Genomic DNA, 24,029 nt, shown 5'->3' with positions numbered 1-24,029 from the left:
AAGGCCTGGATAGATATTCGGGCCTTTTTTAACTGTATTTCTTCCAAATATCCGCCGCGCACTTCCCCAAAAACTCCCGGCATTTTCGCCAGACTATGCGGCCTAGCCGTTTGCGCCTTGCCAAGTACCGGGCTTGGGTCTAGAAAAATCCCTCCCAAAAACGACCTTTCCCCGGCCGCCCGTCCACACCGGACATTGCGGCCCGGAAATACACGAAAAAAACGGTTCATCCGGTATCTGTCATGCCCCATAAAGGACCACATATTTCCCTGGCTCCCGAACGTCTGGTCAAGCGCGTGCTGGGCCTGCCTCTGGAAGAATTCCAGACCTGGCCCGAGTACCTGCAGCAGCTGGCCCTGCGTCTGGCCGAAGAGCTGTTCATCATCCGCTACAACCCCTTCATCCCGGCCAAAACCGTACGCAGGAGCGTCAGCTCCCGCCTCCAGGCCGAACGGGGCGCGCTGTCTCCGGCCTATTTCCGGGAGCTGTCCAGATGCCTGGATCACTTCTGGCAAAGTTACGAGGCCGACGAAAAATTCAAGGCCGCGCTCATTGCCCGCCTGAGTTCCATCCTGGACAAGGAGCAGATCGTTTCCACGGCCAACAACCTGATCGAGTGCTCCACCGACGCCACGGATCTGCGCATGGAACTGCCCGCTCTGGTGGTATTCCCGGAAAACGTCCGGCAGATTCAGGGCATCATCCGCCTGGCCAACGAAATGGGCTTTCCCGTCGTTCCCAGAGGCGGCGGCTCGGGGCTGACCGGCGGAGCCGTGCCGGCCAAGCCGCGCACGGTGGTGCTGAGCCTGAGCCGTCTGAAGGAAATAACGGACATCGACGCGGAAAATCTGACCATCTCGGTGCAGGCCGGAGTCATCACCCTGACCGCCATCCAGGCCGCGGCGGACAAGGGATTGCTCTTCACCGTGGACCCGGCCTCCAAGGCCGCGTCGTCCATCGGCGGTAACATCTCTGAAAACGCGGGCGGCCCCTTCGCCTTCGAGTACGGCACCACTCTGGACAACCTGCTTTCCTACCGCATGGTCCTGCCCACGGGCGAACTGATCGAGGTCCGGCGGGTGGATCATCCCCGGCACAAGATCATGCCGGACGAAACGGCCGTGTTCGAGGTGCTGGACGAGTCCGGAGCCGTTCTGGAGACCCTCCGGCTGAAAGGAAACGAGATTCGCGGCACGGGCCTGGGCAAGGACGTGACCAACAAATTTCTGGGCGGCCTGCCCGGCGTGCAGAAGGAGGGCGTGGACGGCATCGTGGCCGACGCCACCTTCACCGTGTACTCTTCCCTGCCCCACAGCCGGGTCCTGTGCCTTGAATTTTTCGGCAATTCCATGCGCAACGCCATGTACGTCATCCGCGACATCGTGGTCCTGCGCGACGAAATCCGCACCCAGGGCGATCTGGTCAAGCTCTCGGCCCTGGAGGAATTCGGCATCAAGTATGTGCAGGCCATCGGATACTCCAAGAAATCCCACAAATTCGACGGTATTCCCATCTCGGTGCTCATCGTGCAGCTCGATTCCGCCGACGAGGACGCCCTGTTCACCGCCGTCTGCCGCATTGTGGATATCTGCTCGGCCTACGACAACGTGGACAGCTTCGTGGCCTCCGACGCGGCCGAAGCCGAGGTCTTCTGGCACGACCGGCACCAGCTCTCGGCCATCGCCAAGCGCACCAGCGGCTTCAAGCTGAACGAAGACATCGTCATTCCGCTGGGAGTCATCCCCGAATTCGCGGACTTTCTGGAAGAACAGAACCTGTACTATCTGGCCATCGCCTACCGCGAGGCCCTGCAACAGGTGCAGCAGCTTCCCGGCATCGACGTGGACGACGAATTCGTACGCATGGAAATGGATGTGTCCACGTCCGTCATCACCGGCAAGACCACCAAGGAAGAACTGCCCGAACAGGAATTCCAGCTTCAGACCTCGTTTTTCTTCCAGCATCTGAAATCCAAGTATCCCAAGCGCAGCGAGGATCTGACCCGGATTTTCGAGCACATGCAGGACACGCGCATCGTCATCGCCAACCACATGCACGCCGGAGACGGCAACTGCCACGTCAATCTGCCCGTCAACTCCAACGACCCGCGCATGCTGAGCCTGGCCGAGGAGGCCGTGGAAAAAATCTTCACCCGCGTTCTGGAACTCAAGGGCCAGGTTTCGGGCGAGCACGGCATCGGCATCACCAAGATCGGCTTTCTGGCCGAGGAAAAAATCGCGGCCCTGCGCGCCTACAAGAAAAAGATCGATCCCAACAACATCTTCAACCCCGGCAAACTGACCCAGCGCGATCTGGTGGTGGTGCCCTACACCTTCTCCTTCAACCGCCTGATCAAGGACATCAACAAAACGGCCCTGCCGGGCAAGGAAAACCTGATCGACCTGCTGCTGAACGTGCAGACCTGCACCCGCTGCGGCAAATGCAAGCAGGTCTGCCCCATGTACCTGCCCCAGCGGGGACTGCTCTTTCATCCGCGGAACAAGAACATCACTCTGGGCGCGCTGGTGGAGGCCATCTACTACTCGCAGCTGCAGCGCGGCGAGCCGGACTCCGGACTGCTGCGCGAACTACAGAAGATTCTTGAACACTGTACGGCCTGCGGCAAATGCTATGCCATCTGCCCGGTCAAGATCCGGACTCAGGATGTGACCCTGCACACCAGGGCCTATCTGGAGGAAAAGGGCGCGGGCGGGCATCCGCTCAAGAACCGGATTCTGCATCTGCTGAGTCAGGACCCGCAGTCCACCCTGCCGCGCGTGGCCAAGCTCGCGGGCATCGGCCAGGAAGTGGGCAATCACGCCGTGAGCCTGCTGCCCCAGAGCTGGCGGCAGCGTCTGGACAGCCCCCTGCTGCGGGGCAAAGGGCCGAGCACCCAGTTCTCCAACCTGAAGGAAGCCCTGCACCTGACCAAGGGCAACATCTTCACCCTGTCCTCCACCCGGAGCAAACGGGCCGTAATCTATTTTCCCGGTTGCGGTGCGGGCCTTTTCTACCGTTCCATCGGTCTGGCCGCCGTGCGCCTGCTGCTGGACGCGGGCGTGAACGTGGTGCTGCCGCCGGACCACCTGTGCTGCGGCTACCCGCTGCTGGTTTCCGGATGCCGGGACCGGGCCGAACGCGTGGCCGAAAACAACCAGACCGCCCTGACCCGGCTCATCCGCCAGACCGAGGATGCGGGCTTTGTCATCAAATCCGTGCTCACGGCCTGCGGCACCTGCAGGGAAGGCATCCGCGGGTACAAGCTTAAGTCCCTGGAAACCAAGCAGGTGGAATTTCTGGACGTGACGCAGTTCATCATGCAGCAGGGCGGCTCCTTTCCGGCCGGACCGGAACGCCTGCTCTACCACGCGGCCTGCCACCACGAATGGTCCGGCGTGCCGCCCCTCAAGGCCGCCGGTATCTATGCCCGGGAACTGGGCCGGATGACCTCGTCCACGGTGACCATCTCGCCCCACTGCTGCGGCGAATCGGGGCTCGGAGCCATGACCTCTCCCAAAATCTACAACCGGCTGCGCCAGCGCAAAAAGGAGCAGCTCACCCGCGACCTGGACGGATACGCACCAGAGGCACCCATCGTGGTGGGCTGCCCCTCCTGCAAGATCGGCGTGAGCCGGTCCCTGCTGGAAATGGACGCCAGCCGCGAGGTGCTGCACACTCTGGAATTTCTGGCCGGACTGCGCCATGGCAAGGCATGGATGGAGGATTTCAGCCGCCTGCTGGCCCAGACCGAAGCCCGAAACGGCGTGCAGACGCTGACATGAAGCTTCTGGGCATCGACTACGGCCAGAAGCGCGTGGGACTGGCCATGTCCGGCGGGTCCCTGGCTTTTCCCTACCGGACGCTGGCCAGAACCACGAGTGATAAGCTCTTCGCCGAGCTGCTGGACATCTGTGCCAGGGAAAACGTGACGGGCATTGTGCTGGGTCTGCCTCTGCTCACGGACGGCCAGGACAGCCTGACCACCCGGCAGGTCAGAAATTTCCGGGACAGTCTGGCCCGCAGAACCGCCCTGCCCATTCATCTGGTCAATGAAGTCCTGACCTCTTCCGAGGCGCGGAACCGGCTGCGCGAGGCGGGTGTTTCCACCCGCAAGAGTGACGGTCTTCTGGATCAGATGGCCGCAGTGTGCATTCTGGAAACCTTTCTGCGGGAGCGGGAAACATAAGCCGGAGTTTGCGGACCCGGACCAGCTTAGCGGCTCCGGTTCGAAAGATTGTCCGAACCGGAGCCGGAAAAAAGGGACACCGGATGACTGTCCCCCGGCCGGGGTATTCTTCTCCCCGCTACCAAGCCATAGGGAAAACTCATGCGACAATGGTGGAAATGGCTTCCGGGCGGACTGGCGCTCATGCTCCTCACGATAGGCGGGCTGGCCGGCGGAGCCTGGTATTTCGTGGAGACCCCGCTTCGCCCGGCGGACAACGCCACCGTGGTCTTCACCGTGGAATCGGGTGAAAGTCTGGCGTCGGTGGCCGGGCGGCTGGAAAAAAACGGCCTGATCCGCTGGAGCGAGAGCTTCAGAACCTATGCCCGGCTGCGCAAAGTTCCGCTTCAGGCCGGAGAATTCGAGCTTTCAGCGGCCTGGAGCCCGCGCCGCATTCTGGAAACCCTGGCCTTCGGGCAGCCCATGCTGCACCGTCTGCATTTCGCCGAAGGGCTGACCATGCGCGAGGTGGCTCTGGCCGTGAACGCCACCGGCCTGACCACGGCGGAGCGCTTTCTCGCGGCCTGTAACGACAGGGATTTTCTGCGGAAAAACGGCATCCCGGCAGAAAACGCCGAAGGCTATCTGTTCCCGGAAACCTACTTTTTTCCGCGCATCCCCGGCCAGTCGCCCTATCCGATCCTGAAGGCACTGCTGGACCGTTTCAAGGGCACCGTACGGGACCTGCCCCAGGCCGGAAATCCCGAGGAACTGCATGCCATGGTCATTCTGGCCTCGCTGGTGGAAAAGGAAACGGCCATCCCCGCGGAACGGGAGCTGGTGGCGGGCGTATACGCCAAGCGCCTGCAACTGGGCATGCTTCTGCAATGCGATCCCACCATCATCTACGGCCTGGGGGAAATGTTCACGGGCAATCTGCGCCGCTCCCACCTCCAGGACGCGGGCAATCCCTACAACACCTATGTACACCCCGGCCTGCCTCCGGGGCCCATCTGTTCTCCGGGCAAAGCGGCCCTCATGGCCGCCGCCGGACCGGCGGAACACGAATTTCTCTATTTCGTGGCCCGGCCCGACGGTTCCCATCATTTCAGCCGCAGCCTGAGCGAGCACAACAACGCCGTCATCAAATACCAGCGCGGCGGCCGCCCCTTTCCCAAATCCAGAGGGCCGGAAAGTTGAGAAAATTCCCTCACCCCTGTTGAGCGCACCCGCCCATATTTTCACCATGAGACGGAAAGGACGGCCGAAAAAATATCCTAACCATATTGAATTATAGAAAAATGAAATGAAAGCAGAGCCAGCATGGTTTTTGCTTTAACGTGCAAAATGAATTCACTCAGGAGGACGTATGGAACCAAGCCCTGAAATTTTGGAAAAATTCCGGAAAAAAGCGGAAGCCGCCTCGGCCATTGTCTCGGAGGTGGATTCCATGGCTCAGGCCGTGGCCTACACCGTGGATCTGTGCGCCCAGAAGGAAGCCTGTCAGCTGCTTCTGAGCGGGTGTGAGGAATCCTTGTCGGAAAAGGGCAAGGATTTGTGCGGGCTGAAGGAGTGGGGCAAGATCATCGTTGCTCCGCTCCTGAACGAAGCCGACCAGGCCGAGCTGGTCAAACAGGCGTCGGCACGCGAGATTTCCGTCATCAAGGACGGCATGCGCCGCCATCTGGCGGGCGTGGACATCGCCCTCACCATGGCCGACTACGGCATCGCCGAGACGGGCACCCTGGCCATCGAATCCTCCAGCGAGGAACTGCGCCTGGCCACCATGCTCGCCGAGATCCATGTGGCGGTCCTCCCCAAATCCCGCATCCGGGCCACGGCCGAGGACATCTACGCCGAACTCAAAGGGCTCATGAACCAAAACCCCGACTATCTGGCCTTCATCACCGGCGCGAGCCGCACCGCCGACATCGAACGCGTTCTGGCGCTGGGCGTGCATGGCCCCCTGGAACTGCACATCCTGATTCTGGAGGACAAATAATGCAGCAGGCCAAAAACCTCTCCGAATACAACAAGGAACTGCGCGAGGCTCTGGACAACACCTTTCTGCGCGGGGCCATGGAAAAATTCGCCACCGCCTATCCCGTGGGCCGGGCCAACGCTTTGCGCGATTACGACGTGAACGCGCTCATCGCCGAGGTGGTCAACACCAAGAATGCAGGGCTCGGCTGTCTGGACCAGCTTTACGCCGACTTCAAGGCCGCGGCCGAAGCCAAGGGCGTCAAGGTGCATCTGGCCAAGGACGCCGCCGAAGCCAACGAGATCATCGCCCGCATCGCCAAGGACGCGAACTGTAAAAAGATCGTCAAGTCCAAGTCCATGACGGCCGAGGAGACCCTCCTCAACCACCGTCTGGAAAAAGACGGCCTGGAAGTGACCGAGACGGACCTGGGCGAGTGGATCATCCAGCTGCGCAAGGAAGGTCCCAGTCACATGGTCATGCCGGCCATTCACCTGTCCCGGTACCAGGTGGCCGAGCTTTTCTCCCAGGTCACCCGGGAAGACCAGTCCACGGACATCCAGCGTCTGGTCAAAGTGGCCCGCCGCGAACTGCGCCAGAAGTATGCGGAAGCGGACATGGGCATCAGCGGCGCCAACTTCGCCATCGCCGAAACCGGTACCATCGGCATTGTCACCAATGAGGGCAACGCCCGTCTGGTCACCACTCTACCCCGCGTGCATGTGGCCCTGACCGGCCTGGACAAGCTCTGTTTCACTCTGGAGGACGCCCTCAAGGTGCTGCGCATCCTGCCCAAGAACGCCACGGGACAGGCCATCACCTCCTACGTCACCTGGATCAGCGGCGCCAACGAGTGTCTGGCCGCCCCCGGCGACAAGAAGGAAATGCACATCGTCTTTCTGGACAACGGCCGCCGGGAAATGGCCAAGGACCCGCTCTTCTCCCAGGTGCTCCGCTGCGTGCGCTGCGGTGCCTGCGCCAACGTCTGCCCCGTGTACCGCATGGTCGGCGGCCATCAGATGGGGCACATTTACATCGGCGCCATCGGCCTCATCCTGACCTTCTTCTTCCACGGCCGGGACAAGGCCAAGAATCTGGTCCAGAACTGCATCAACTGCGAGGCCTGCAAGCATATCTGCGCCGCGGGTATCGATCTGCCCCGGCTGATCAAGGAAATCCACGCCCGCATTCTGGATGAGGACGGACACCCCATTTCCTCCATCCTGCTGGCCAAGCTGATGCAGAACCGCAAGCTCTTCCATTCCTTCCTGCGCATGGCCAAGACCGCCCAGCGGCCCCTGACCGGCGGCACCAGCTACATCCGGCATCTGCCCCAGATCTTCGCCAAGGATCACGGCTTCAAGGCCTTGCCCGCCATCGCGGCCAAGCCTTTCCGGGACCGCTTCGAGGAAATCAGACAAAACGTGCCGAACCCCAAGGCGCGGATCGCCCTGTTCGCCGGATGCGCTCAGGACTTCATCTATCCGGAACAGCTGGAAGCGGCCATGGAAGTCTTCAGCGCCCACGACGTGGCTGTGGAATTCCCTCTGGAACAGTCCTGCTGCGGTCTGCCGCTGCAGATGATGGGCGAAAAGAAGACCGCCATCGACGTGGCCCGGCAGAACATCGAGGCCATGAACGGCTCCTTTGACTATATCGTCACGCTGTGCGCGTCCTGCGCCTCGCATCTGAAGCACAACTACCCCTTCCTGCTGGGCGGGAACGACGCCGAGGCCAAGAAGTTCGCGGACAAGGTCATTCCCTTCTCCGCCTTCATGACCGACGTGCTGAAGGTGACCCCCGACAAATTCAACCAGACCAAGCAGCGGGCCACCCTGCACGCGCCCTGCCACCTCTGCCGCGGCATGGGCATGACAGAACAGCCCAGGCAGCTCCTGGCCCTGGGCGGTTACGAATACGCCCAGGCCGATCAGGAGCAGGTCTGCTGCGGCTTCGGCGGATCCTATTCCGCCAAATTCCCCGGCGTGTCCGAACAGATCCTCAAGAACAAGCTGACCGACGCCGCGCGGACCGGGGCCGAAGTGCTGGTCACGGAATGCCCGGGCTGCGTCATGCAGCTGCGCGGCGGAGCCGAGAAGAACAAGTCCGGCTTTGCCGTGCGCCACATGTCCGAGGTATTGGCCGATCATCTGAAGAAATAATCCCTCGTGGGGGAAGCCCTCGCCGTTTTCCGCGGCGGGGGCCTCCCCGTTCACCATACAGAACCGCCCCCATGCACAGCAAAAATTTCCTGCCGTCCTTTTCCTCCGTCCGGGAGTTACGCGACCACCAGCTGCGCGGCCTGCAATGGACCGTACGCCATGCCTTCGAGGGCTCACCGATGTACCGGGCCAGGCTGGAAGCAGCCGGAGCCACGCCCGGCTCCATCCAAAGTCTGGACGATCTGCGCCGCCTGCCCTTCACCACCACCGAGGACCTGCGCGACGGCTACCCGTTTCCCCTGCGGAGCGTACCCTTCGAGCGGATCGTCCGCGTTCACGCCAGCTCCGGCACCACGGGGAAACGCAAGGTGCTCTGCTATACCCAGAAGGACCTGGACGACTGGACCGACATGTTCGCCCGCTGTTACCAGACCATCGGCGTGACGCCCGAGGACCGGGTGCAGATCGCCGTGGGCTACGGAGTATGGACGGCGGGCACGGGCTTCCAGCTCGGATGTGAAAAGGCCAGGGCTCTGGCCGTACCCGTGGGACCGGGCAACATCGACATGCAGATTCAGTTCCTGCTGGATTTTCAGTCCACGGTGTTTTGCTCCACGGCGTCCATGGCCCTGCTGATGGCCGAAGAAATCAACAGGCGCGGCCTGACCGGAGAGGTTGCCGTGCGGAAGGTCATCTACGGTTCCGAACGCTCCAGCCGGTCCATGCGCAAGAAAATTTCCGATCTTTTCGGCGGGGCCGAGCTGTTCGACATCACCGGCCTGACCGAGCTTTACGGCCCCGGCGCGGGCATCGAATGCACCGATCACGACTGCATCCACTACTGGGGAGACTACTACCTGCTTGAAATCGTCGATCCCGAAACTCTGGAGCCGCTGCCCGACGGCGAATGGGGAGAGATGGTCGTGACCACCCTGTGCAAGGAAGCCGCGCCGCTGATCCGCTACCGCACCCGGGACATCACCCGCATCATTCCCGGCCCCTGCACCTGCGGCAGCGTCATGCCCCGCCACTCGCGCATCAGGGGACGCTCCGACGACACCATCAAATTCCGGGGAGTGAACATCTACCCCAGCGGCATTGATTCCATCCTGTCGGCCATTCCCGGCCTCGGCTCCGAGTATCAGATCCATCTGACCAGAGACTGCGCGGGCCGCGACTTTATGCGTCTGGTGGTGGAGCGGGCTGAAGGAGTTGGCGGCGACCTCTCGCCCGGCCTGATCCGCGAAGCCGGCTACCAGATCAAAAAACAGCTTCTGGTCACGGCGGATCTGGAACTGACCGGCTACGGCACCCTGCCGCGCTCGGAGCGCAAGAGCCAGCGCATCTTTGACAGCAGGATTCAGGACGAAATCGTGTAACTTCCCAGGAGACTCACGGAAAATCCGCTATCCGCGACGCCGGGCCGCTTATGCCTCGTGTCTTTCCGATCATCAGCAGCCGCCTTCGAAAAATACTGCCGGGTGGAAGAGCGGAGAAGACAACGTTCTCCCGGCCGGTGCAACACAAAACCGAAGAGAACTTCTGTCCGTAAATTTTCTTCAACTCCGGCGCTCCCCTGCCTTTCATGAAGGTCCGCTCCGGCGACGGCACACCGATGGGAAACGCCCACTGCAAATACCTTCCAATCTTAAGGACATCTCTATGATTACATGCCGGAATGCGGGCAAAACACTCCGCGCCATCCTCTTTCTCTTCCTTTTCTTACCGGTCTGCGCCCTGGCGCAGACATCTGCCCCCGAGCTTTCCCTGAAAGCGTTCCGTACTGCATCCGGCCCTTCGCCGGTGCTGGCGGTACTTTTTTTCACCGCCCCCGAGGGTTCGCACATTTACGGTAATACTCCCGGCCCTTCGGGATTTCCCACGGCCGTCACCGGCCAGTACGCCGCAGAAGAGCTGGAAGCCCTTTACCCGCCGCCCATGTCCGCTCCGGACTCTCTGGAGCCGGGACTTGTGACCGAGCAGTACGCGGGCCGGACACTTTTTTACCTGCCGGTTCCCGCCGCTTCCGGCGAAGCACTGCACCTGTCCGTGCAGTTCAGCGCCCTGCTCTGCTCGGATGCGTCCTGCCGCCCCCTTCAGGAAACGCTGACTCTGGACGTTCCCGCCGAAGCGGAGCTTCCCCTGGCCGAAGATCAGGAGTGGTGGTCCGGATTTGCCCAGGCCAAGCCGGGAATCCCGGCCCAAACGGACTCCGCGGTGCCGGAGCCGGATACCCCGACCGCCGAATGGTCCTTCACTCCCCGCTATTTCGCCCCGGAACTGGAAGTCCGCACCCTGTCCAAGGCAGCCGTGCTGGCTTTTCTGGCCGGGCTGGTGCTCAATTTCATGCCCTGCGTGCTGCCCGTCATTACACTGAAACTGCGCTCCTTCATCCCCGTGGCGGACAGCGTATCCCAGAATCAGCGGCGGGCGTTCCGTGCGCACAACCTCTTTTTCGCTCTGGGCATCGTGCTCTATTTTCTGGTGCTGTCCGTGATCATTGCGGCCACGGGCATCGTCTGGGGGCAGATTTTCCAGCAGCCCGCGGCCATCATCTCCCTTACGGCCCTGGTCTTCGCCCTGTCCCTGAGCCTTTTCGGCGTCTATGACCTGCCCCTCATCGATCTCAAGGGAAAGGCCCGGGGGGTGACCCATCATCCCCGTCTGGAGTCTTTCATTACCGGCATCCTGGCCACCATTCTGGCCACGCCGTGCAGCGGCCCCTTTCTGGGCGGCGTGCTGGCCTGGGCGCTGATCCAGCCCCCGGAGATCATCGCTCTGGTGCTGTCCTGCATCGGACTCGGCATGGCTTCGCCATATCTGGTCATGGCCGTCTTTCCGCGCATGTACCGGCTGCTGCCCCGGCCCGGAGCGTGGACCATCCACCTGGAGCGGATTCTGGGCTTTCTGCTGGCCGGAACCTGCGTGTACCTGATGGGCCTGCTGCCCGCCTCGCAATACCTGAACACACTCATCCTGCTGTGGACCATCGGTCTGGCGGCCTGGGTCTGGGGCCAGTGGACGAACCTCAATCAGAGTTCCGGCCGACGCTGGTCCATCCGGGGCGCAGGTATGGCCCTGGTGGCCCTCATGGCCTTTGTCCTGTTCCGCCCGGAAATCCACGTCGATCCATGGCAGCCCTTTGAGCTGAGCCGCTTTGAAAGCGATCTTGGCCGGAAAAACATGGTTCTGGATTTCACGGCGGACTGGTGCCCCAACTGCAAATTTCTGGAAAAGACAGTGCTCACTCCGGAAAAAAGCACGGCTCTGGCCAAACGGTTCGATGCCGACCTGCTGCGGGTGGACCTGACCCGGCACGATCCGGAACTCATGAAGCTGCTTACCAGTCTGGGCTCTCAGTCCATTCCCGTGCTGGCTATTTTCTCGCGGGAAGACCCGAAAAGCCCGCTGGTACTGCGCGATCTGTTTACCGGCGGCCAGTTGGAGGAAGCGCTGGAGGAAGAATTGGAAGGACGGAAATGATATTTGTATACTACCGTCAACAATAGGGCATTCAACATTTGAAGCACTCTACAGAGAAATTTCAGTATATTTTTTCCCCGAAACAATACTGGACTTTAGAATATTTTCCATATTATGCGTCACAATAACTGCCAATATATTATTACTATTTAAATAATTATATATTTTTTGAGCGGATAAGGGATCCATATTTGAATCAAACTCATCGAGTAATAGAATATCTGGATGCTGCGCCAAGGCTCTCACCAATGCCAATCTCTGTTTTTCTCCTCCGGAAAGTTCATATCCACCCTCAAAAAGAATTTCTTCAAATCTATTTGGAAAACTATCAATAAGTTCTAATATACCTACTGATTCAGCAATACTCTCCAATTCTAATTCACTTATAGATAAACCATAAGTTAGATTATTATAAATCGTATCTTCAAAGAAGATAATTTTCTGTGGAACACAAGCCACAATTTTTGAAATATTTTCTTGGGAGACATTTTGTATATCAACTCCATTTATTTTTATTGTCCCGCTTTGAGGAGAATAAAGTTTCATAATTAATTTAAAAATTGTGCTCTTACCCGTGCCATTTTTCCCTGTAAGATTGACGATTGCCGGTCCTTCGAGGCAAAATGAGATATTATCCAAAACTTTTTGCCCTCGGCTGTCATACCCAAAAGTCACTTGCTCAAACTCCAGACTTGCTTGTGTTTTTTTAGTTAAAATAGCGTGCTTTTCTTCAACCACCACGCGCATACATTCATTATACACCCGCTCCAAGCAGAGAAATGAATATTGGGTCGATATAAAATAGTTACCTATTGAATTAAAGAAAAAAACAATTCCTACTCCGAGTTGCAGAATAAGCATAAGCTCACCAAAAGTGAGATCACCTTGAGCTATCTGATAGCTACCAATAAAAATTACGACACCAAACAATATCAATTCTGTTATAACCGACTTTAAGGAATTTAAAACAACCCCAAATTTATTAATTGATACCTGGCAATGATATATACTCTGACATAAATCATATATAGAAGAAGTTATTACACTTACAATATCGTATATTTTTATAAGAATAAAATTATCAACAAAATCAGCTGTGAGCTTCATACGTTCTGAAAAATGCTCATAAAGTTGTTCATTAAGGTGTTTATTTATTTTCAAATTAATAAAACTTAAGTATAAAAGTATAATTCCAGAAATTAAAGATACAAATACTATTATTTTACTATAATAAAATATTATAAATATAGAAAATATCCCAGATATAATCGCTTGCAGCATGCCTATAAATGACCAGTCAAAAAGATTCATTATTCTATCTATATCATTATGCATAATCGATAAATATTTACCAGAATGAGTATATTCTATATCAGAGTATTTAAATGTAACTATTCTTTTAAAAATATTTTGCCGTATTTTACTCTTGACCATACTCATACTTTTGTACAAAAGATAGCTAAAGAATGGAAGTCCAAAAATAAAATAGCATGAGCCTATCAGCATAATTATTACGCCAATTTTAAACTCAGTCTCATTACCACTACTTATTCCATCAAGAGTATATTTTAGTGCAAACCCATAAAAAACAGTCACTAAAAATGTCTGTAGAGAATTAAGAATAGCAGCAACCAGCCATAAACCTAATTTTTCTTTAGTTATAGCAAAAAGAAATGAAAAAAAACCTCTTTTCTTTTCCATCAACATTGCACTCTAGGCCTGCATATCAAAATAAATCTTTTTGAACACTATCCCCTCTCTCAACAATTCATCAAACGATCCACTCTCACAAAGCTGACCTTTTTCATTAAGGACAAGGATTTTGTCATAGGCTGAAATCGTCGATACGCGATGAGATATAGCTAAAATAGTCTTATTTTCATAAGTACTAATAAGATCATTGATAATCTTTTCGCTTTCAGCATCCAAAGAGGAAGTTATTTCATCAAAAAAAATAATAGGCGTATTTCTATATAAAGCTCTGGCAATAGAAAGCTTTGCTTTTTGCCCTCCTGACAAATTTACACCTTTCTGATAGAGTATCTCATTATATCCATTGGATAGTTCATTTTGTATAAATTGATCCAAACCTACATCTTTAGCACATTTGATGATGGCTTCATAATTTTGATTTATATCAGAAAATTGCCCGGCAGTGATATTAAAGCTAACAGTACCGGGCAGTATATAAAAATTCTGATCCACAAAAGCTATATTTTTGCGCATAGTTGCAAGGTTAAATTCTTTAAAATTACACCCTCCGATCTGGATAATCCCAGAATAATCTGGATAAAAGCCCATAGCGAGTCGGAGCAGTGTGCTTTTCCCACAACCAGATGGGCCAACAATCACAGCCTTCTCACCCGTCTTAAGCTCAAAAGATATATCGTTTAACACAGGATTAGAACCATCATAAGAAAAACTGACGTTTTCAAATAAAAGAGAAGAATTTTTTTGTAAGTCAGGAATATTATTTTCCTTTTTACCCACATCATCAACGTCAAAATCTTTTTCGGATTGATCATCAAGGGACAAAAAACGATCCAAAGAAACCTGTGTAGACCTAAAGGAAATCAATGCAGAGGCATATTTACTCGAAGGAAGACTTAAATAAGTTAATATTTGTATAAAAACAGCAAAATCACCATAGCTTAACCTATTTTCATAAACATAATACCCTCCTAATATTATTGTCATGACTAATGGGAAATATTCATTCACCATAGATGGTATTGAGTAAAACGCAATTATACGATCACGTTGTATTTCATTTCGCATTAAATTTTCATTCAGATATTCATATCTATTGGCAACATAATTAAAACAGCTTAACATACCGATCTCTTCTGCACAGGAAAAAACTTCTTTATGAAATGACATCATTTTTTCCTGTGATTTCTGTACTAAAAAACTATATTTTTTTATATTCTTACCTTTAAAATATCCAATGAACATACTCAATAAAACAATTAAAATAAGAATTATTGTTAGTGATGCATTTTTCACATACAAAAAAATAGTTGACCCGATAATCAATATCGGTTGATAAATTAATAAGTAAAATTCATTACTTAAAAACCGACATACTTGCTTCAGATCATTATGAATAATTGATGCAAAGAATCCTGTGTTTTTTGTTATAACATAATAAATTTTTTTATCATTTATCATTTTAATAGCTAAATTATACATGTTTTTTTCTATGTTTGCGGAAAATAAACCAATACTATATTGACGTAACATAGAAAATATAATCAAAGCCAAGCATATCCCCGAATATACCAAGATATTCCTCAAAATCCACGCCCCATTCATTGCCGCGTTGATAATCGGGCTCAATGCGTCAGCCAATAATATACTCAATAGTGTTGTCGACACAATAAGAATAATACAAGTCGAAAATAGAAATATTTGTTTAGCTCTTTTTATTGTGATAAAAAAATTTCTCATAATGATTCATTGCTGTCCGGCTAAGGGATAAGAAAAGAGTCCAAAATCTCAGCGATGTGTGGTAAAAGAAATCACCACAACATCTTGCCACACAAGGAGATTCTGGACTTGAGTCACCATAATACACTATTCTCCCAGACGCTATCTCTGATTCCCAGACATGTTTTTCAGAAACTCGAAAGACGGCACAAAACCGGGCGCTCGTCGCGTCAATTCGGTTTCAAGGAGCAGTTCACGGTCATGGCCTTCATCCAGCTTGCCGCAAGACGTTCCATGCGCGATGGCCTGCGCTGCCTTGAGGCTGCGGGAAACCGCCTGTATCACTGGGGACTGAAAAACGTGGCCCGCTCGACCTTTGCTGACGCGAACAATTCTCGCCCCGTAGGCTTTTTCAAGGATCTGTTCGCCGAGATGTACGGCCTGTGCGCCGCAAAAGCCCCGAAGCACAAATTCCGTTTCAAATCCAAATTGTTCAGTCTGGACGCCACCACCATAAAGCTTTGCCTGTCGCTTTTTCCCTGGGCCTCGTTTCGGCAGGCCAAGGGCGGCGTCAAAGTACATACCTTGCTGGATCACGATGGCCATATCCCGGCTTTCGCAACCGTCACCGACGCCAAAACCCATGAAAGCCGCATAGCTCAGGCTATGGAGTTGCCCAGGGGCTCCATCGTGGTCTTTGACAAGGGCTTCATCAGCTATCCCTGGTTTCGGATCCTCGGGGCAAAGGGTGTCTTTTTTGTGACCCGGCTCAAGCGCAACGCCGTTTTCAAACTCCTGGAGCGCCGCCTCGTGAATCGCAAGACCGGCGTTACTTCCGATCACATCATTGAAGTCTCCAGCCGGGGAAAATCCTTACGCTTGCGCCGTATCGGCTATCGTGACCAGGAAACCGGGAAACACTACGAATTTTTGACCAACCATTTCCGGCTTTCGGCGAAAACCATCGCCGACATCTATAAAGACCGCTGGCAAATCGAGCTCTTCTTCAAGGAAATCAAACAAAATTTGCGCATAAAGACCTTCGTCGGCAACTCGGAAAATGCGGTTCTGATCCAGATTTACACGGCCCTGACGGTTTACCTGCTCCTCGCGTACCAGAAATTCCTCAGCCGTCTCGGACTCTCCGTACAGCAACTCTTCCAGCTCATTCAACTCAACCTGCTCGGCGAGGCCTCCTTGGATGAACTCCTGAATCCCAGACGACGAAAATTCGATAATTCATATAACTTCACACTGTTAGATTGCATCGCTTAGCCGGACAGCAATGATAATGATTATAAATAAAAATTCTGATTGACGGTTATGTTGATTATTCCTGCCTCATAAAATTTGTTGATGCGGAAATGTTTGTCGTACCCAACGTCCACCAGTCCGCCATAGTCTTTCCAGCAGTCGAAATGGATAATGCTCTCAGGCGAAACCTTGCCCCTGATGATGGCTTGAAGCGTTTTGGCCGAGCAGTCCGTGACCAGCTCTGTAAACGGCTCCATCACACTCATAGATGCCGAAGACCGGCTGTTTAGGCTCAGGCCTCATTAATTGAGATAGAATATGACGGAAGCCGCGAGGCATAAAGCTGAAAAGAAGGTATGCGCGCAGCGGTCATAACGCATGGCAATTCTGCGCCAGTCCTTGATCCTGCCAAACATGATCTCGATCTTGTGCCGCTGTTTATACAGATTTTTATCGTAAGAGATGGGTCTCTTCCGGCTCCTTCTGGGCGGGATGCAGGGCGTAATGCCTCTGGCGTGCAGGGCATCATGGAACCAGTCGGCGTCATTACCACGGTCCGCCAGCAGCTCCCTGGCCTCAGGCAAAGCATCCATAAGCAAGGCGGCTCCCTTGTAGTCGCTCACCTGGCCTTCTGTGAGCGTCATGGCCAGAGGCCTGCCGTGACCGTCGCAAACAGCATGGAGTTTGGAGTTCAGCCCGCCCTTTGTGCGTCCGATGCAGCGGAAAAGAGCCCTTTTTTGAGCAAACTGGCGGCGGTACGATGGGCTTTGAGGTGGGTCGCATCGATCATCAATCGTCCATCTTTTCCCGCTGTTTTTGCCAGCTCGGTAAAAATATTGTTGAAGACGCCCATCCGGCTCCAGCGCAGAAAACGATTGTACAGCGTTTTATACGGACCATACTCACGCGGTGCATCTTTCCATTGCAGGCCATATTTGATGACATAAATGATGCCGCTGATGACTTTCAGGTCATCGACGCGTGGAATACCGTGTGAAAGTGGAAAGAAAGGCTTGATACGCTCGAGTTGTTCGGCAGAAAGATAGAAAAGTTGGCTCATGGCATCCTCCTCTGAGCACAACTAACCAACTTTCCTGATTTTTACAATTAATGAGGCCTGAGCCTAGGCTCAGTCCTCATTAATTGAGATAGAAAATGATGGAAGCCGCGAGGCACAGAGCTGAAAAGAAGGTATGCGCGCAGCGGTCATAACGCATGGCAATTCTGCGCCAGTCCTTGATCCTGCCAAACATGATCTCGATCTTGTGCCGCTGTTTATACAGATCTTTATCGTACGGGCAGGCTCTCTTTCGGCTCCTTCTGGGCGGGATGCAGGGCGTAATGCCTCTGGCGTGCAGGGCATCACGGAACCAGTCGGCGTCATAACCACGGTCCGCCAGCAGCTCCCTGGCCTCGGGCAAAGCATCTATGGCATCCATAAGCAGGGCGGCTCCTTTGTAGTCGCTCACCTGGCCTTCTGTGAGCGTCATGGCCAGAGGCCTGCCGTGGCCGTCGCAAAGGGCATGGAGTTTGGAGTTCAGACCGCCCTTTGTGCGTCCGATGCAGCGGGAAAGAGCCCCTTTTTGAGCAAACTGGCGGCGGTTCGATGCGCCTTGAGGTGGGTTGCATCGATCATCAATCGTCCATCTTTTCCCGCTGTTTTTGCCAATTCGGTAAAAATATTGTTGAAGACGCCCATCCGGCTCCAACGCAAAAAACGATTGTACAGCGTCTTGTACGGGCCATACTCGCGCGGCGCGTCTTTCCACTGCAGGCCATGTTTGATGACATAAATGATGCCGCTTATGACTTTCCGGTCATCGACCCGCGGAATACCATGTGAACGTGGAAAGAAGGGCTTGATACGCTCCAGTTGTTCGGCAGAAAGGTAGAAAAGTTGGCTCATGGCGTCCTCCCTGAGCACAACTAACCAACTTTCCTGATTTTTACAATTAATGAGGCCTGAGCCTAACCAGATTTTCTGCTTTTTGGCAATTAATGAGGACTGAGCCTAGTTGTGTTCAAGGAGGACGCCATGAGCCAACTTTTCTACCTTTCTGCCGAACAACTCGAACGTATCAAGCCCTTCTTTCCACGTTCACATGGTATTCCGCGGGTCGATGACCGGAAAGTCGTCAGCGGCATCATGTATGTCATCAAACATGGCCTGCAGTGGAAAGACGCGCCGCGTGAGTATGGCCCGTACAAGACGCTCTACAATCGTTTTTTGCGCTGGAGCCAAATGGGCGTCTTCAACAATATTTTTACCGAATTGGCAAAAACAGCGGGACAGGATGGCCAGGTGATGATCGATGCAACCCACCTCAAGGCGCATCGAACCGCCGCCAGTTTGCTCAAAAAAGGGCTCTTTCCCGCTGCATCGGACGCACAAAGGGCGGTCTGAACTCCAAACTCCATGCCCTTTGCGACGGCCACGGCAGGCCCCTGGCCATGACGCTCACAGAAGGCCAGGTGAGCGACTACAAAGGAGCCGCCCTGCTTATGGATGCCATAGATGCTTTGCCCGAGGCCAGGGAGCTGCTGGCGGACCGTGGTTATGACGCCGACTGGTTCCGTGATGCCCTGCACGCCAGAGGCATTACGCCCTGCATCCCGCCCAGAAGGAGCCGAAAGAGAGCCTGCCCGTACGATAAAGATCTGTATAAACAGCGGCACAAGATCGAGATCATGTTTGGCAGGATCAAGGACTGGCGCAGAATTGCCATGCGTTATGACCGCTGCGCGCATACCTTCTTTTCAGCTCTGTGCCTCGCGGCTTCCATCATTTTCTATCTCAATTAATGAGGACTGAGCCTAGAGGCCAGAAAATATCTGTTCACGGTCTTTCTGTTCAACTTTAGGAGTAGAGCGGTTTTGGTAGCGTCAATGTCGATGCAAAAACATTCAATAATTTTGCTGACTTCATATCTACTTAACCTACTGTTTTCAAACATTTTTCTAGTCTATCAGACGATACCCTGGAGGTCTGGACCCTTATAGAATTATGCTGAAAACTTTTTTGCCGTGGCACAATCGGGATGCAGCATTATTCCTCAGACTGATTATGAAATGAGATCTCGCGGCCGGACAACCCGGCATTCACCCGCAGCAGATCCCCTTTGAGCATCCACATGACCGTAGGGCCGAGGCGTTCGTCCGCCCCGGCCTTTTCGCGCAGGCCTAACCAGGACAGCGGCTGACGGGTCCAGACCAGAATCCGCCGCATCAGCTCCAGATCGACGCGGCCTTCCAGCCCCGCGTACACCACCGGATAGTCCCGGCCCCGGTATACGGCCCGGCCCAGTTCCGTGCATTCCAGAAGGCAGGCGCCGCCCAGACGCGCCGAGGAATAGCTCTCGAACACGCGGGCGTAGTCCAGCGCCAGCGGATGCCTGTACACACCCCGCCCAGGTTCGGGTGCGGGAGCGGCCGCGAGCCTTTCCCACAAATCCACATATTGGCCGATGATTCTGGACCAGTCGAAGCGGGACGCGTATTCACGTGCCGCCCGGCCCAAGCGTTCCCGAAGGTCCGGGGAAAGCATCCGGCGCAGATGATTGGCCAGTTCTTCCACGGACACGGCCACATCCTGGGCCAGCCACATGTGGTAGGCGGAGTCGTACAGCAGCGGAGCCATCAGAGACACGTCCTCCGCGCCACGGTCGAGGGTCGGCACGAGCAGGCCAGTCTCGCCGTGAACCACCAGATCCCGGTACCCGTCATAGTCCGAGGCGATGACCGGCTTTCCGGCCGCCGCCGCTTCCAGCAGGGTCAGACCGAATGTTTCCTGCGGATTGTCGGCCAGGGAAATCACTGCGTCGCTGCGAGCCAGCAGGATTTTCTTGGTCCGCTCGTCCGGATGGCGGACCGCCAGAAGCTCCAGGCCGATATTCGCCGCCAGATTGACCAGTATATCGGGCAGAGTCTCGCTTTCATCGGCTCCTCCGGCCAGCACCACACACAGGTCCCGCAGGTCCGTGCCATCCTTTTGCAGCCGCTGGAAAGCGCGCAGAAGCGGGAGCAGATCCATCTTGGAGTACGGGCTGATCCGTCCCGGCACCAGAAAAACAGTCCGGGACGGCCCGACGCCCAGAGCTTCACACATGTCCTGGTCCGGCGATTCCGTGAAATCGGAGCACCAGACGCCCAGAGGAATGCGCGCCACTTCCGGCACGGCCCCCCCGCCGCAATGCTCCCGGCAGGCGTCAAGAATACGCCGCACGGCCTCCTGCCCCGCCCGGGACGTAGCCACGATGCAGTCCCGCGCGGTGACTCCGGCCCAGACATGCTGGGCGAAAGCCTGGCCGTATCTGGCGTAGGAAAGGGAATGGGTCACGCCGGTGATGGGAAAAACATTTCCGGCCAGCCTGTTCCGCAAGGCCGTCAGCCACCCTTGAGAGGTCAGACAGTCGGACAGATGAAAGGCGCGATAAACCGTGTCCCGCAGCAGAGCGGGCAGGGCCGCGCGCGGAAACAGACGGATCTTTTGCCCCAGCCCCGGAAAACTCTGGCGGAGACAGGCTTGCAGCTCTTCGGCACTCTGCCCGTCCGGCGGAAAAAAGTGATACTGATCGAATGGATCGGCCCGCAGCAGGGCTTCCAGAAATCCGGCGTTGGCCACCTTGCGGCCGATGACGGGGCCCAACTCCACAAAAGGGTCGAGGGTTCCCCAGATGGCGGGTACATGTCGCATACCCTGATAAAAGCAATATCCGGACCCGTTGACGCTGCCGCGGGATTCTCATCCGCCTTTCCCCGGTAACATGTCCGGCAGGCGCTTGCCTCCACTGGTTGAAGAGACCGGTTTTAGTTATTGGCAGAAAATTTGCTTAGTCCTGCACAATATCAATTTTTCCACGCTGTGGAGGACATTCATGCATACACCCCGACGGTTCTGCCTTGGTCTGGGCCTCTCTCCCGAACTCGCGGAACAGCTGCTTTCGGCCCTGCCGGAACACCATGTTCTGGAGTGCTGCGACCTGCCTTCGGCCAAGGAGTATATGGCGGAAGTGGAAGCCGGAAATCAGGAAGGACTGGCCTTTGTCCCCTCTTCTGTCTGGTCCGGCCTCGGCCCCCGCGAACGGCAGGCCTTTCTGGCCCGGCCGTCCTGGCAGTGGCTGCTCATTGCCGACAGCGAGACCCCGGAGGTGCTGGACTTCATGGCCAAGGGGGATTTTCTGACCCTCGTCACCTGCCCCGTAAGCAAGGAAAAAATTTCCCGCGCCCTGGCCCAGGCGGAAGAAATCTCCGACCTGTACCGGGATATCCGCATGATGGCCCGCGAAATCACGCTGGAGCGGGAACTTCTGACCCGCAAGAACGAACAGCTGGCATTCCTGAACCAGCTCCTGACCAGAGCCAGTCAGAGTCTGGATCCCGCAGTGGTTCTTTCCAACTGTGCCGGGGACCTGAATCTGCTTTTCAACGTCACTCACCTTATGGGCGTATTCTGGGCGGAACATGACGGCCAGATGGAAGCGGAGCTCTTTTTGCCCGAGAATATCACGGGTGGCCTCCAGGAACGGTGGATCAACCATCTTCTGAGCGTCGCCAGACGGTACAACGCCGGGGATGTGCGCGGCTATCAGGTCAGTTTCATGGCCCGCCGGGAAAACCCGGAAACGCCTCCCGAGCTGGAGCAGCTCATCACCCAGCCCCTCAGTACGGACGGAACGGTCTTCGGGGCGCTGGTCATCGGCTCGGACGAAGCGCAGTCTCTGGGGCGGGACCGCACCCTCACCCTGCGCGCGGCAGCCAACCATCTGGCTCTGGCCATGCGTAACAGCCTGGAATTTCGCAAGATCAGGGCACATGCGAACAGGGACGGCCTGACGCATGTCGCCAATAGACATAATTTTGACACCAGACTCCGGGAAGAAATGAAACGCCACCAGAGGCATCAGCAGGAACTGAGCCTGCTCATGATCGATCTGGATTATTTCAAGTCCGTCAACGACACATACGGCCATCAGGCTGGGGACGCCGTGCTGCGGGAAGTCGGAAAGATCCTGCGCAAGACCCTGCGGGAATCGGATTTCCCCGCCAGATACGGCGGTGAGGAATTCGTGATCATCCTGCCGCAGACGCGGGAGGAACAGGCTTGGATGCTGGCGGAACGCCTGCGGGCGATCATCGGAAAAACCACGTTCCGCTTCCAGCAGAAGAGTTTCCGGGTCACGGCCTCCATCGGCATCGCAAGCCTCGTCCCCGGCGCCCTGGAGCCCCCGGAAGCCCTGGTACACAGTGCCGACAAGGCTCTGTACAGAGCCAAGGCCAACGGCCGGAACATGGTCTGCGCGTCGGCCATCGAAGACAACGTGGCCCAGATCTGAACCGCTTCCTTGCCGTGAAAAAGCCGTGCAGGCCACCCGGTCCGCACGGCTTTGATTTTCGTGAAAACGGTCCTGAGGTTCAGGTTGCGGCTACCCTACTCCTTTCCGCGCATCATTTCCTTCAGACGGCACACGCCGCACTCCCCCGCCGAAGTCGGGTAGCCGCAGGCATTGCAGGGCCTGACCTCTTCCTGGGTCCGGCTGGCGAATCCCGCCCGGCCGCGCTTCAGAAATCCATCATAAAAATGAATCTTCCGCCCGGGCTGAATGTCTTCCAGATCGGCCAGCAGATTCTTGTAAACAGGAAAGCTGGCTTTGGAGCTGTACGGACAAGGCGCGTAACCGTAATCGATTCCGGCCAGAAAGCACAGATTGGCCGTCTCGAATTCGGACATGCGGAAAAGCGGCTTGATCTTCTTGGCGAAGCCGTTGCCCGCAGGCATGACCGGCCCCTGATCGCTCAGATATTCCACGTCCCAGCGCATGATGTTGGCGAACAGGCGGGAGGTTTCGTCATCCAGATTGTGGCCGGTGGCCAAGACGTTGAATCCGTTTTCCAGAGCGAATCTGTTGAAGAAATAGCGCTTGGTCTGGCCGCAGACCGAACAGATGGGCCGCTTGATGCGGCGCTTCACCTCGTCCATGGACAGCCCCATGGAGGCCATTTCCAGCACATGCAGGGGGATGCCGTGGGCGGCGCAAAAACGCTCGGTATGCGCGCGGGCCACGGACGACGAGCCGGCGATGCCCAGATCGATGTGCAGGCCCGTGACCTTGTAGCCCAGCTCCCGCAACTGCCAGGACAGAGCCAGAGAATCCTTGCCGCCGGAGATGGCCACCAGAATATTGTCCTCCGGCGTGCACATGTCGTGCTCCTTGATGGCCCGCTCCACCAGTCTGCGGGCGAACAGCAGATAGCAATTCCGGCAGAACGCGGCGTGGTGACTGGGCAAAGCCACGACGGCGGGAACCTGACAGCGCTTGCATTTCATATTCTATCCTCTGGACCCAGCGTCCCGGACGGTCACGATGTCCCCGTCGCGCAGGTTCAGGTCCGGCGTGAGCAGCTGGCCGTCCCGGATGACCAGAACCCGGCCGGGTTTCCGGCCCACCTGCCGCAGCAGCTGTAAGACGGTCCTGGCACGGTCCACGATGACTTCCCGGTTTTCGGGCTCAAGACGTACGGTGATCATTGCTCTCCGGAAGGATGGTAATTGCGAAAA

Annotated in this window: 18 protein-coding genes and 2 pseudogenes; 10 read left to right on the top strand and 10 right to left on the bottom strand. The window is 55.5% G+C overall.

Going from position 1 to position 24,029, the window contains the following annotated elements:
• Positions 1-242 precede the first annotated feature (242 nt).
• The 7 genes from AXF15_RS09025 (at position 243) to AXF15_RS08995 (ending at position 11,791) form a co-directional block, all read left to right on the top strand.
• Complete coding sequence (locus AXF15_RS09025; RefSeq protein WP_066606303.1) at positions 243-3,782, top strand: FAD-binding and (Fe-S)-binding domain-containing protein; 3,540 nt, start codon at positions 243-245, stop codon at positions 3,780-3,782.
• Positions 3,779-4,186 carry a Holliday junction resolvase RuvX gene (gene ruvX / locus AXF15_RS09020; protein WP_066606301.1) on the top strand — a complete coding sequence of 136 codons (408 nt, stop codon included), beginning with the start codon at positions 3,779-3,781 and terminating at the stop codon, positions 4,184-4,186. Before AXF15_RS09025 ends, ruvX begins: the two co-directional genes overlap by 4 nt.
• Before the next feature lie 141 nt (positions 4,187-4,327).
• A complete protein-coding gene (gene mltG / locus AXF15_RS09015; RefSeq protein ID WP_066606298.1) occupies positions 4,328-5,365 on the top strand; it encodes an endolytic transglycosylase MltG in 1,038 nt (345 codons plus the stop codon).
• Between the two features lie 169 nt (positions 5,366-5,534).
• Positions 5,535-6,167 carry a LutC/YkgG family protein gene (locus AXF15_RS09010; protein ID WP_066606294.1) on the top strand — a complete coding sequence of 211 codons (633 nt, stop codon included), beginning with the start codon at positions 5,535-5,537 and terminating at the stop codon, positions 6,165-6,167.
• A complete protein-coding gene (ldhH, locus tag AXF15_RS09005) occupies positions 6,167-8,308 on the top strand; it encodes an L-lactate dehydrogenase (quinone) large subunit LdhH (RefSeq protein ID WP_066606288.1) in 2,142 nt (713 codons plus the stop codon). Before AXF15_RS09010 ends, ldhH begins: the two co-directional genes overlap by 1 nt.
• A gap of 71 nt (positions 8,309-8,379) precedes the next feature.
• Positions 8,380-9,687, top strand: coding sequence for a phenylacetate--CoA ligase (locus tag AXF15_RS09000; protein WP_066606285.1), 1,308 nt, complete (start codon positions 8,380-8,382; stop codon positions 9,685-9,687).
• Positions 9,688-9,970: 283 nt separating this feature from the next.
• A complete protein-coding gene (locus AXF15_RS08995) occupies positions 9,971-11,791 on the top strand; it encodes a protein-disulfide reductase DsbD family protein (protein WP_066606282.1) in 1,821 nt (606 codons plus the stop codon).
• Positions 11,792-11,839: 48 nt separating this feature from the next.
• Here AXF15_RS08995 and AXF15_RS08990 read toward each other — a convergent pair whose 3' ends face one another.
• Together AXF15_RS08990 and AXF15_RS08985 are read right to left on the bottom strand one after the other, a co-directional pair.
• On the bottom strand, positions 11,840-13,492 hold the full coding sequence (locus AXF15_RS08990) for an ATP-binding cassette domain-containing protein (protein WP_169793638.1): 1,653 nt from the start codon (positions 13,490-13,492) through the stop codon (positions 11,840-11,842).
• 12 nt (positions 13,493-13,504) lie between these two features.
• A complete protein-coding gene (locus AXF15_RS08985; RefSeq protein ID WP_066606276.1) occupies positions 13,505-15,241 on the bottom strand; it encodes an ABC transporter ATP-binding protein in 1,737 nt (578 codons plus the stop codon).
• A 54-nt stretch (positions 15,242-15,295) separates the two neighbouring features.
• Between AXF15_RS08985 and AXF15_RS08980 the strand changes: the two genes are divergently transcribed.
• On the top strand, positions 15,296-16,495 hold the full coding sequence (locus AXF15_RS08980; protein ID WP_236884758.1) for an IS4 family transposase: 1,200 nt from the start codon (positions 15,296-15,298) through the stop codon (positions 16,493-16,495).
• Between the two features lie 77 nt (positions 16,496-16,572).
• Here the strand turns inward: AXF15_RS08980 and AXF15_RS08975 are convergent.
• The 4 genes and pseudogenes from AXF15_RS08975 to AXF15_RS14585 form a co-directional block, all read right to left on the bottom strand.
• Positions 16,573-16,807 (bottom strand): annotated as a pseudogene (locus AXF15_RS08975) (transposase); the annotation flags it as partial.
• Positions 16,777-17,534 (bottom strand): IS5 family transposase gene (locus AXF15_RS13550; protein WP_236884757.1). Its coding sequence is split into 2 segments (ribosomal slippage): positions 16,777-17,198 and positions 17,198-17,534, totalling 759 coding nucleotides; the frame shifts between segments, so codons are not numbered across the junction. The pseudogene AXF15_RS08975 and the gene AXF15_RS13550, both read right to left, overlap by 31 nt.
• 79 nt (positions 17,535-17,613) lie before the next feature.
• Positions 17,614-18,114: an IS5 family transposase gene (locus AXF15_RS13545; protein WP_236884855.1), complete on the bottom strand. Its 501-nt coding sequence runs from the start codon at positions 18,112-18,114 to the stop codon at positions 17,614-17,616.
• A complete protein-coding gene (locus tag AXF15_RS14585) occupies positions 18,012-18,380 on the bottom strand; it encodes an IS5 family transposase (RefSeq protein ID WP_066607876.1) in 369 nt (122 codons plus the stop codon). Before AXF15_RS14585 ends, AXF15_RS13545 begins: the two co-directional genes overlap by 103 nt.
• Before the next feature lie 129 nt (positions 18,381-18,509).
• Here AXF15_RS14585 and AXF15_RS13540 point away from each other — a divergent pair.
• Positions 18,510-19,276 (top strand): IS5 family transposase gene (locus tag AXF15_RS13540; RefSeq protein ID WP_236884756.1). Its coding sequence is split into 2 segments (ribosomal slippage): positions 18,510-18,843 and positions 18,843-19,276, totalling 768 coding nucleotides; the frame shifts between segments, so codons are not numbered across the junction.
• Positions 19,277-19,287: 11 nt separating this feature from the next.
• Here the strand turns inward: AXF15_RS13540 and AXF15_RS14045 are convergent.
• Positions 19,288-19,428 (bottom strand): annotated as a pseudogene (locus tag AXF15_RS14045) (IS1595 family transposase); the annotation flags it as partial.
• A 92-nt stretch (positions 19,429-19,520) separates the two neighbouring features.
• The gene (locus AXF15_RS08940) at positions 19,521-21,167 is read right to left on the bottom strand and encodes a glycosyltransferase family 4 protein (RefSeq protein WP_066606254.1); all 1,647 of its coding nucleotides are present in this window, start codon (positions 21,165-21,167) and stop codon (positions 19,521-19,523) included.
• A gap of 181 nt (positions 21,168-21,348) precedes the next feature.
• Here AXF15_RS08940 and AXF15_RS08935 point away from each other — a divergent pair, with 181 nt between their 5' ends.
• Complete coding sequence (locus AXF15_RS08935; RefSeq protein ID WP_066606251.1) at positions 21,349-22,806, top strand: GGDEF domain-containing protein; 1,458 nt, start codon at positions 21,349-21,351, stop codon at positions 22,804-22,806.
• Positions 22,807-22,901: 95 nt separating this feature from the next.
• On the opposite strand, the gene AXF15_RS08930 is transcribed toward AXF15_RS08935, so the two are convergent.
• Positions 22,902-23,798 carry a PP-loop family protein gene (locus AXF15_RS08930; RefSeq protein WP_066606249.1) on the bottom strand — a complete coding sequence of 299 codons (897 nt, stop codon included), beginning with the start codon at positions 23,796-23,798 and terminating at the stop codon, positions 22,902-22,904.
• Between the two features lie 3 nt (positions 23,799-23,801).
• Positions 23,802-23,999: a MoaD/ThiS family protein gene (locus AXF15_RS08925; RefSeq protein WP_066606247.1), complete on the bottom strand. Its 198-nt coding sequence runs from the start codon at positions 23,997-23,999 to the stop codon at positions 23,802-23,804.
• Between the last annotated feature and the right edge of the window lie 30 nt (positions 24,000-24,029).

It is taken from the genome of Desulfomicrobium orale DSM 12838, assembly GCF_001553625.1.
Taxonomy (GTDB): domain Bacteria; phylum Desulfobacterota; class Desulfovibrionia; order Desulfovibrionales; family Desulfomicrobiaceae; genus Desulfomicrobium; species Desulfomicrobium orale.
This window is presented reverse-complemented; position numbering and strand designations above follow the sequence as displayed.

Coding starts and splice junctions, on each gene's coding strand:
- AXF15_RS09025 (WP_066606303.1), top strand. CDS start 243: ATGCCCCATAAAGGACCACATATTTCCCTGGCTCCCGAACGTCTGGTC.
- ruvX (WP_066606301.1), top strand. CDS start 3,779: ATGAAGCTTCTGGGCATCGACTACGGCCAGAAGCGCGTGGGACTGGCC.
- mltG (WP_066606298.1), top strand. CDS start 4,328: ATGCGACAATGGTGGAAATGGCTTCCGGGCGGACTGGCGCTCATGCTC.
- AXF15_RS09010 (WP_066606294.1), top strand. CDS start 5,535: ATGGAACCAAGCCCTGAAATTTTGGAAAAATTCCGGAAAAAAGCGGAA.
- ldhH (WP_066606288.1), top strand. CDS start 6,167: ATGCAGCAGGCCAAAAACCTCTCCGAATACAACAAGGAACTGCGCGAG.
- AXF15_RS09000 (WP_066606285.1), top strand. CDS start 8,380: ATGCACAGCAAAAATTTCCTGCCGTCCTTTTCCTCCGTCCGGGAGTTA.
- AXF15_RS08995 (WP_066606282.1), top strand. CDS start 9,971: ATGATTACATGCCGGAATGCGGGCAAAACACTCCGCGCCATCCTCTTT.
- AXF15_RS08990 (WP_169793638.1), bottom strand. CDS start 13,492: ATGGAAAAGAAAAGAGGTTTTTTTTCATTTCTTTTTGCTATAACTAAA.
- AXF15_RS08985 (WP_066606276.1), bottom strand. CDS start 15,241: ATGAGAAATTTTTTTATCACAATAAAAAGAGCTAAACAAATATTTCTA.
- AXF15_RS08980 (WP_236884758.1), top strand. CDS start 15,296: ATGTGTGGTAAAAGAAATCACCACAACATCTTGCCACACAAGGAGATT.
- AXF15_RS14585 (WP_066607876.1), bottom strand. CDS start 18,380: ATGAGCCAACTTTTCTACCTTTCTGCCGAACAACTGGAGCGTATCAAG.
- AXF15_RS08940 (WP_066606254.1), bottom strand. CDS start 21,167: ATGCGACATGTACCCGCCATCTGGGGAACCCTCGACCCTTTTGTGGAG.
- AXF15_RS08935 (WP_066606251.1), top strand. CDS start 21,349: ATGCATACACCCCGACGGTTCTGCCTTGGTCTGGGCCTCTCTCCCGAA.
- AXF15_RS08930 (WP_066606249.1), bottom strand. CDS start 23,798: ATGAAATGCAAGCGCTGTCAGGTTCCCGCCGTCGTGGCTTTGCCCAGT.
- AXF15_RS08925 (WP_066606247.1), bottom strand. CDS start 23,999: ATGATCACCGTACGTCTTGAGCCCGAAAACCGGGAAGTCATCGTGGAC.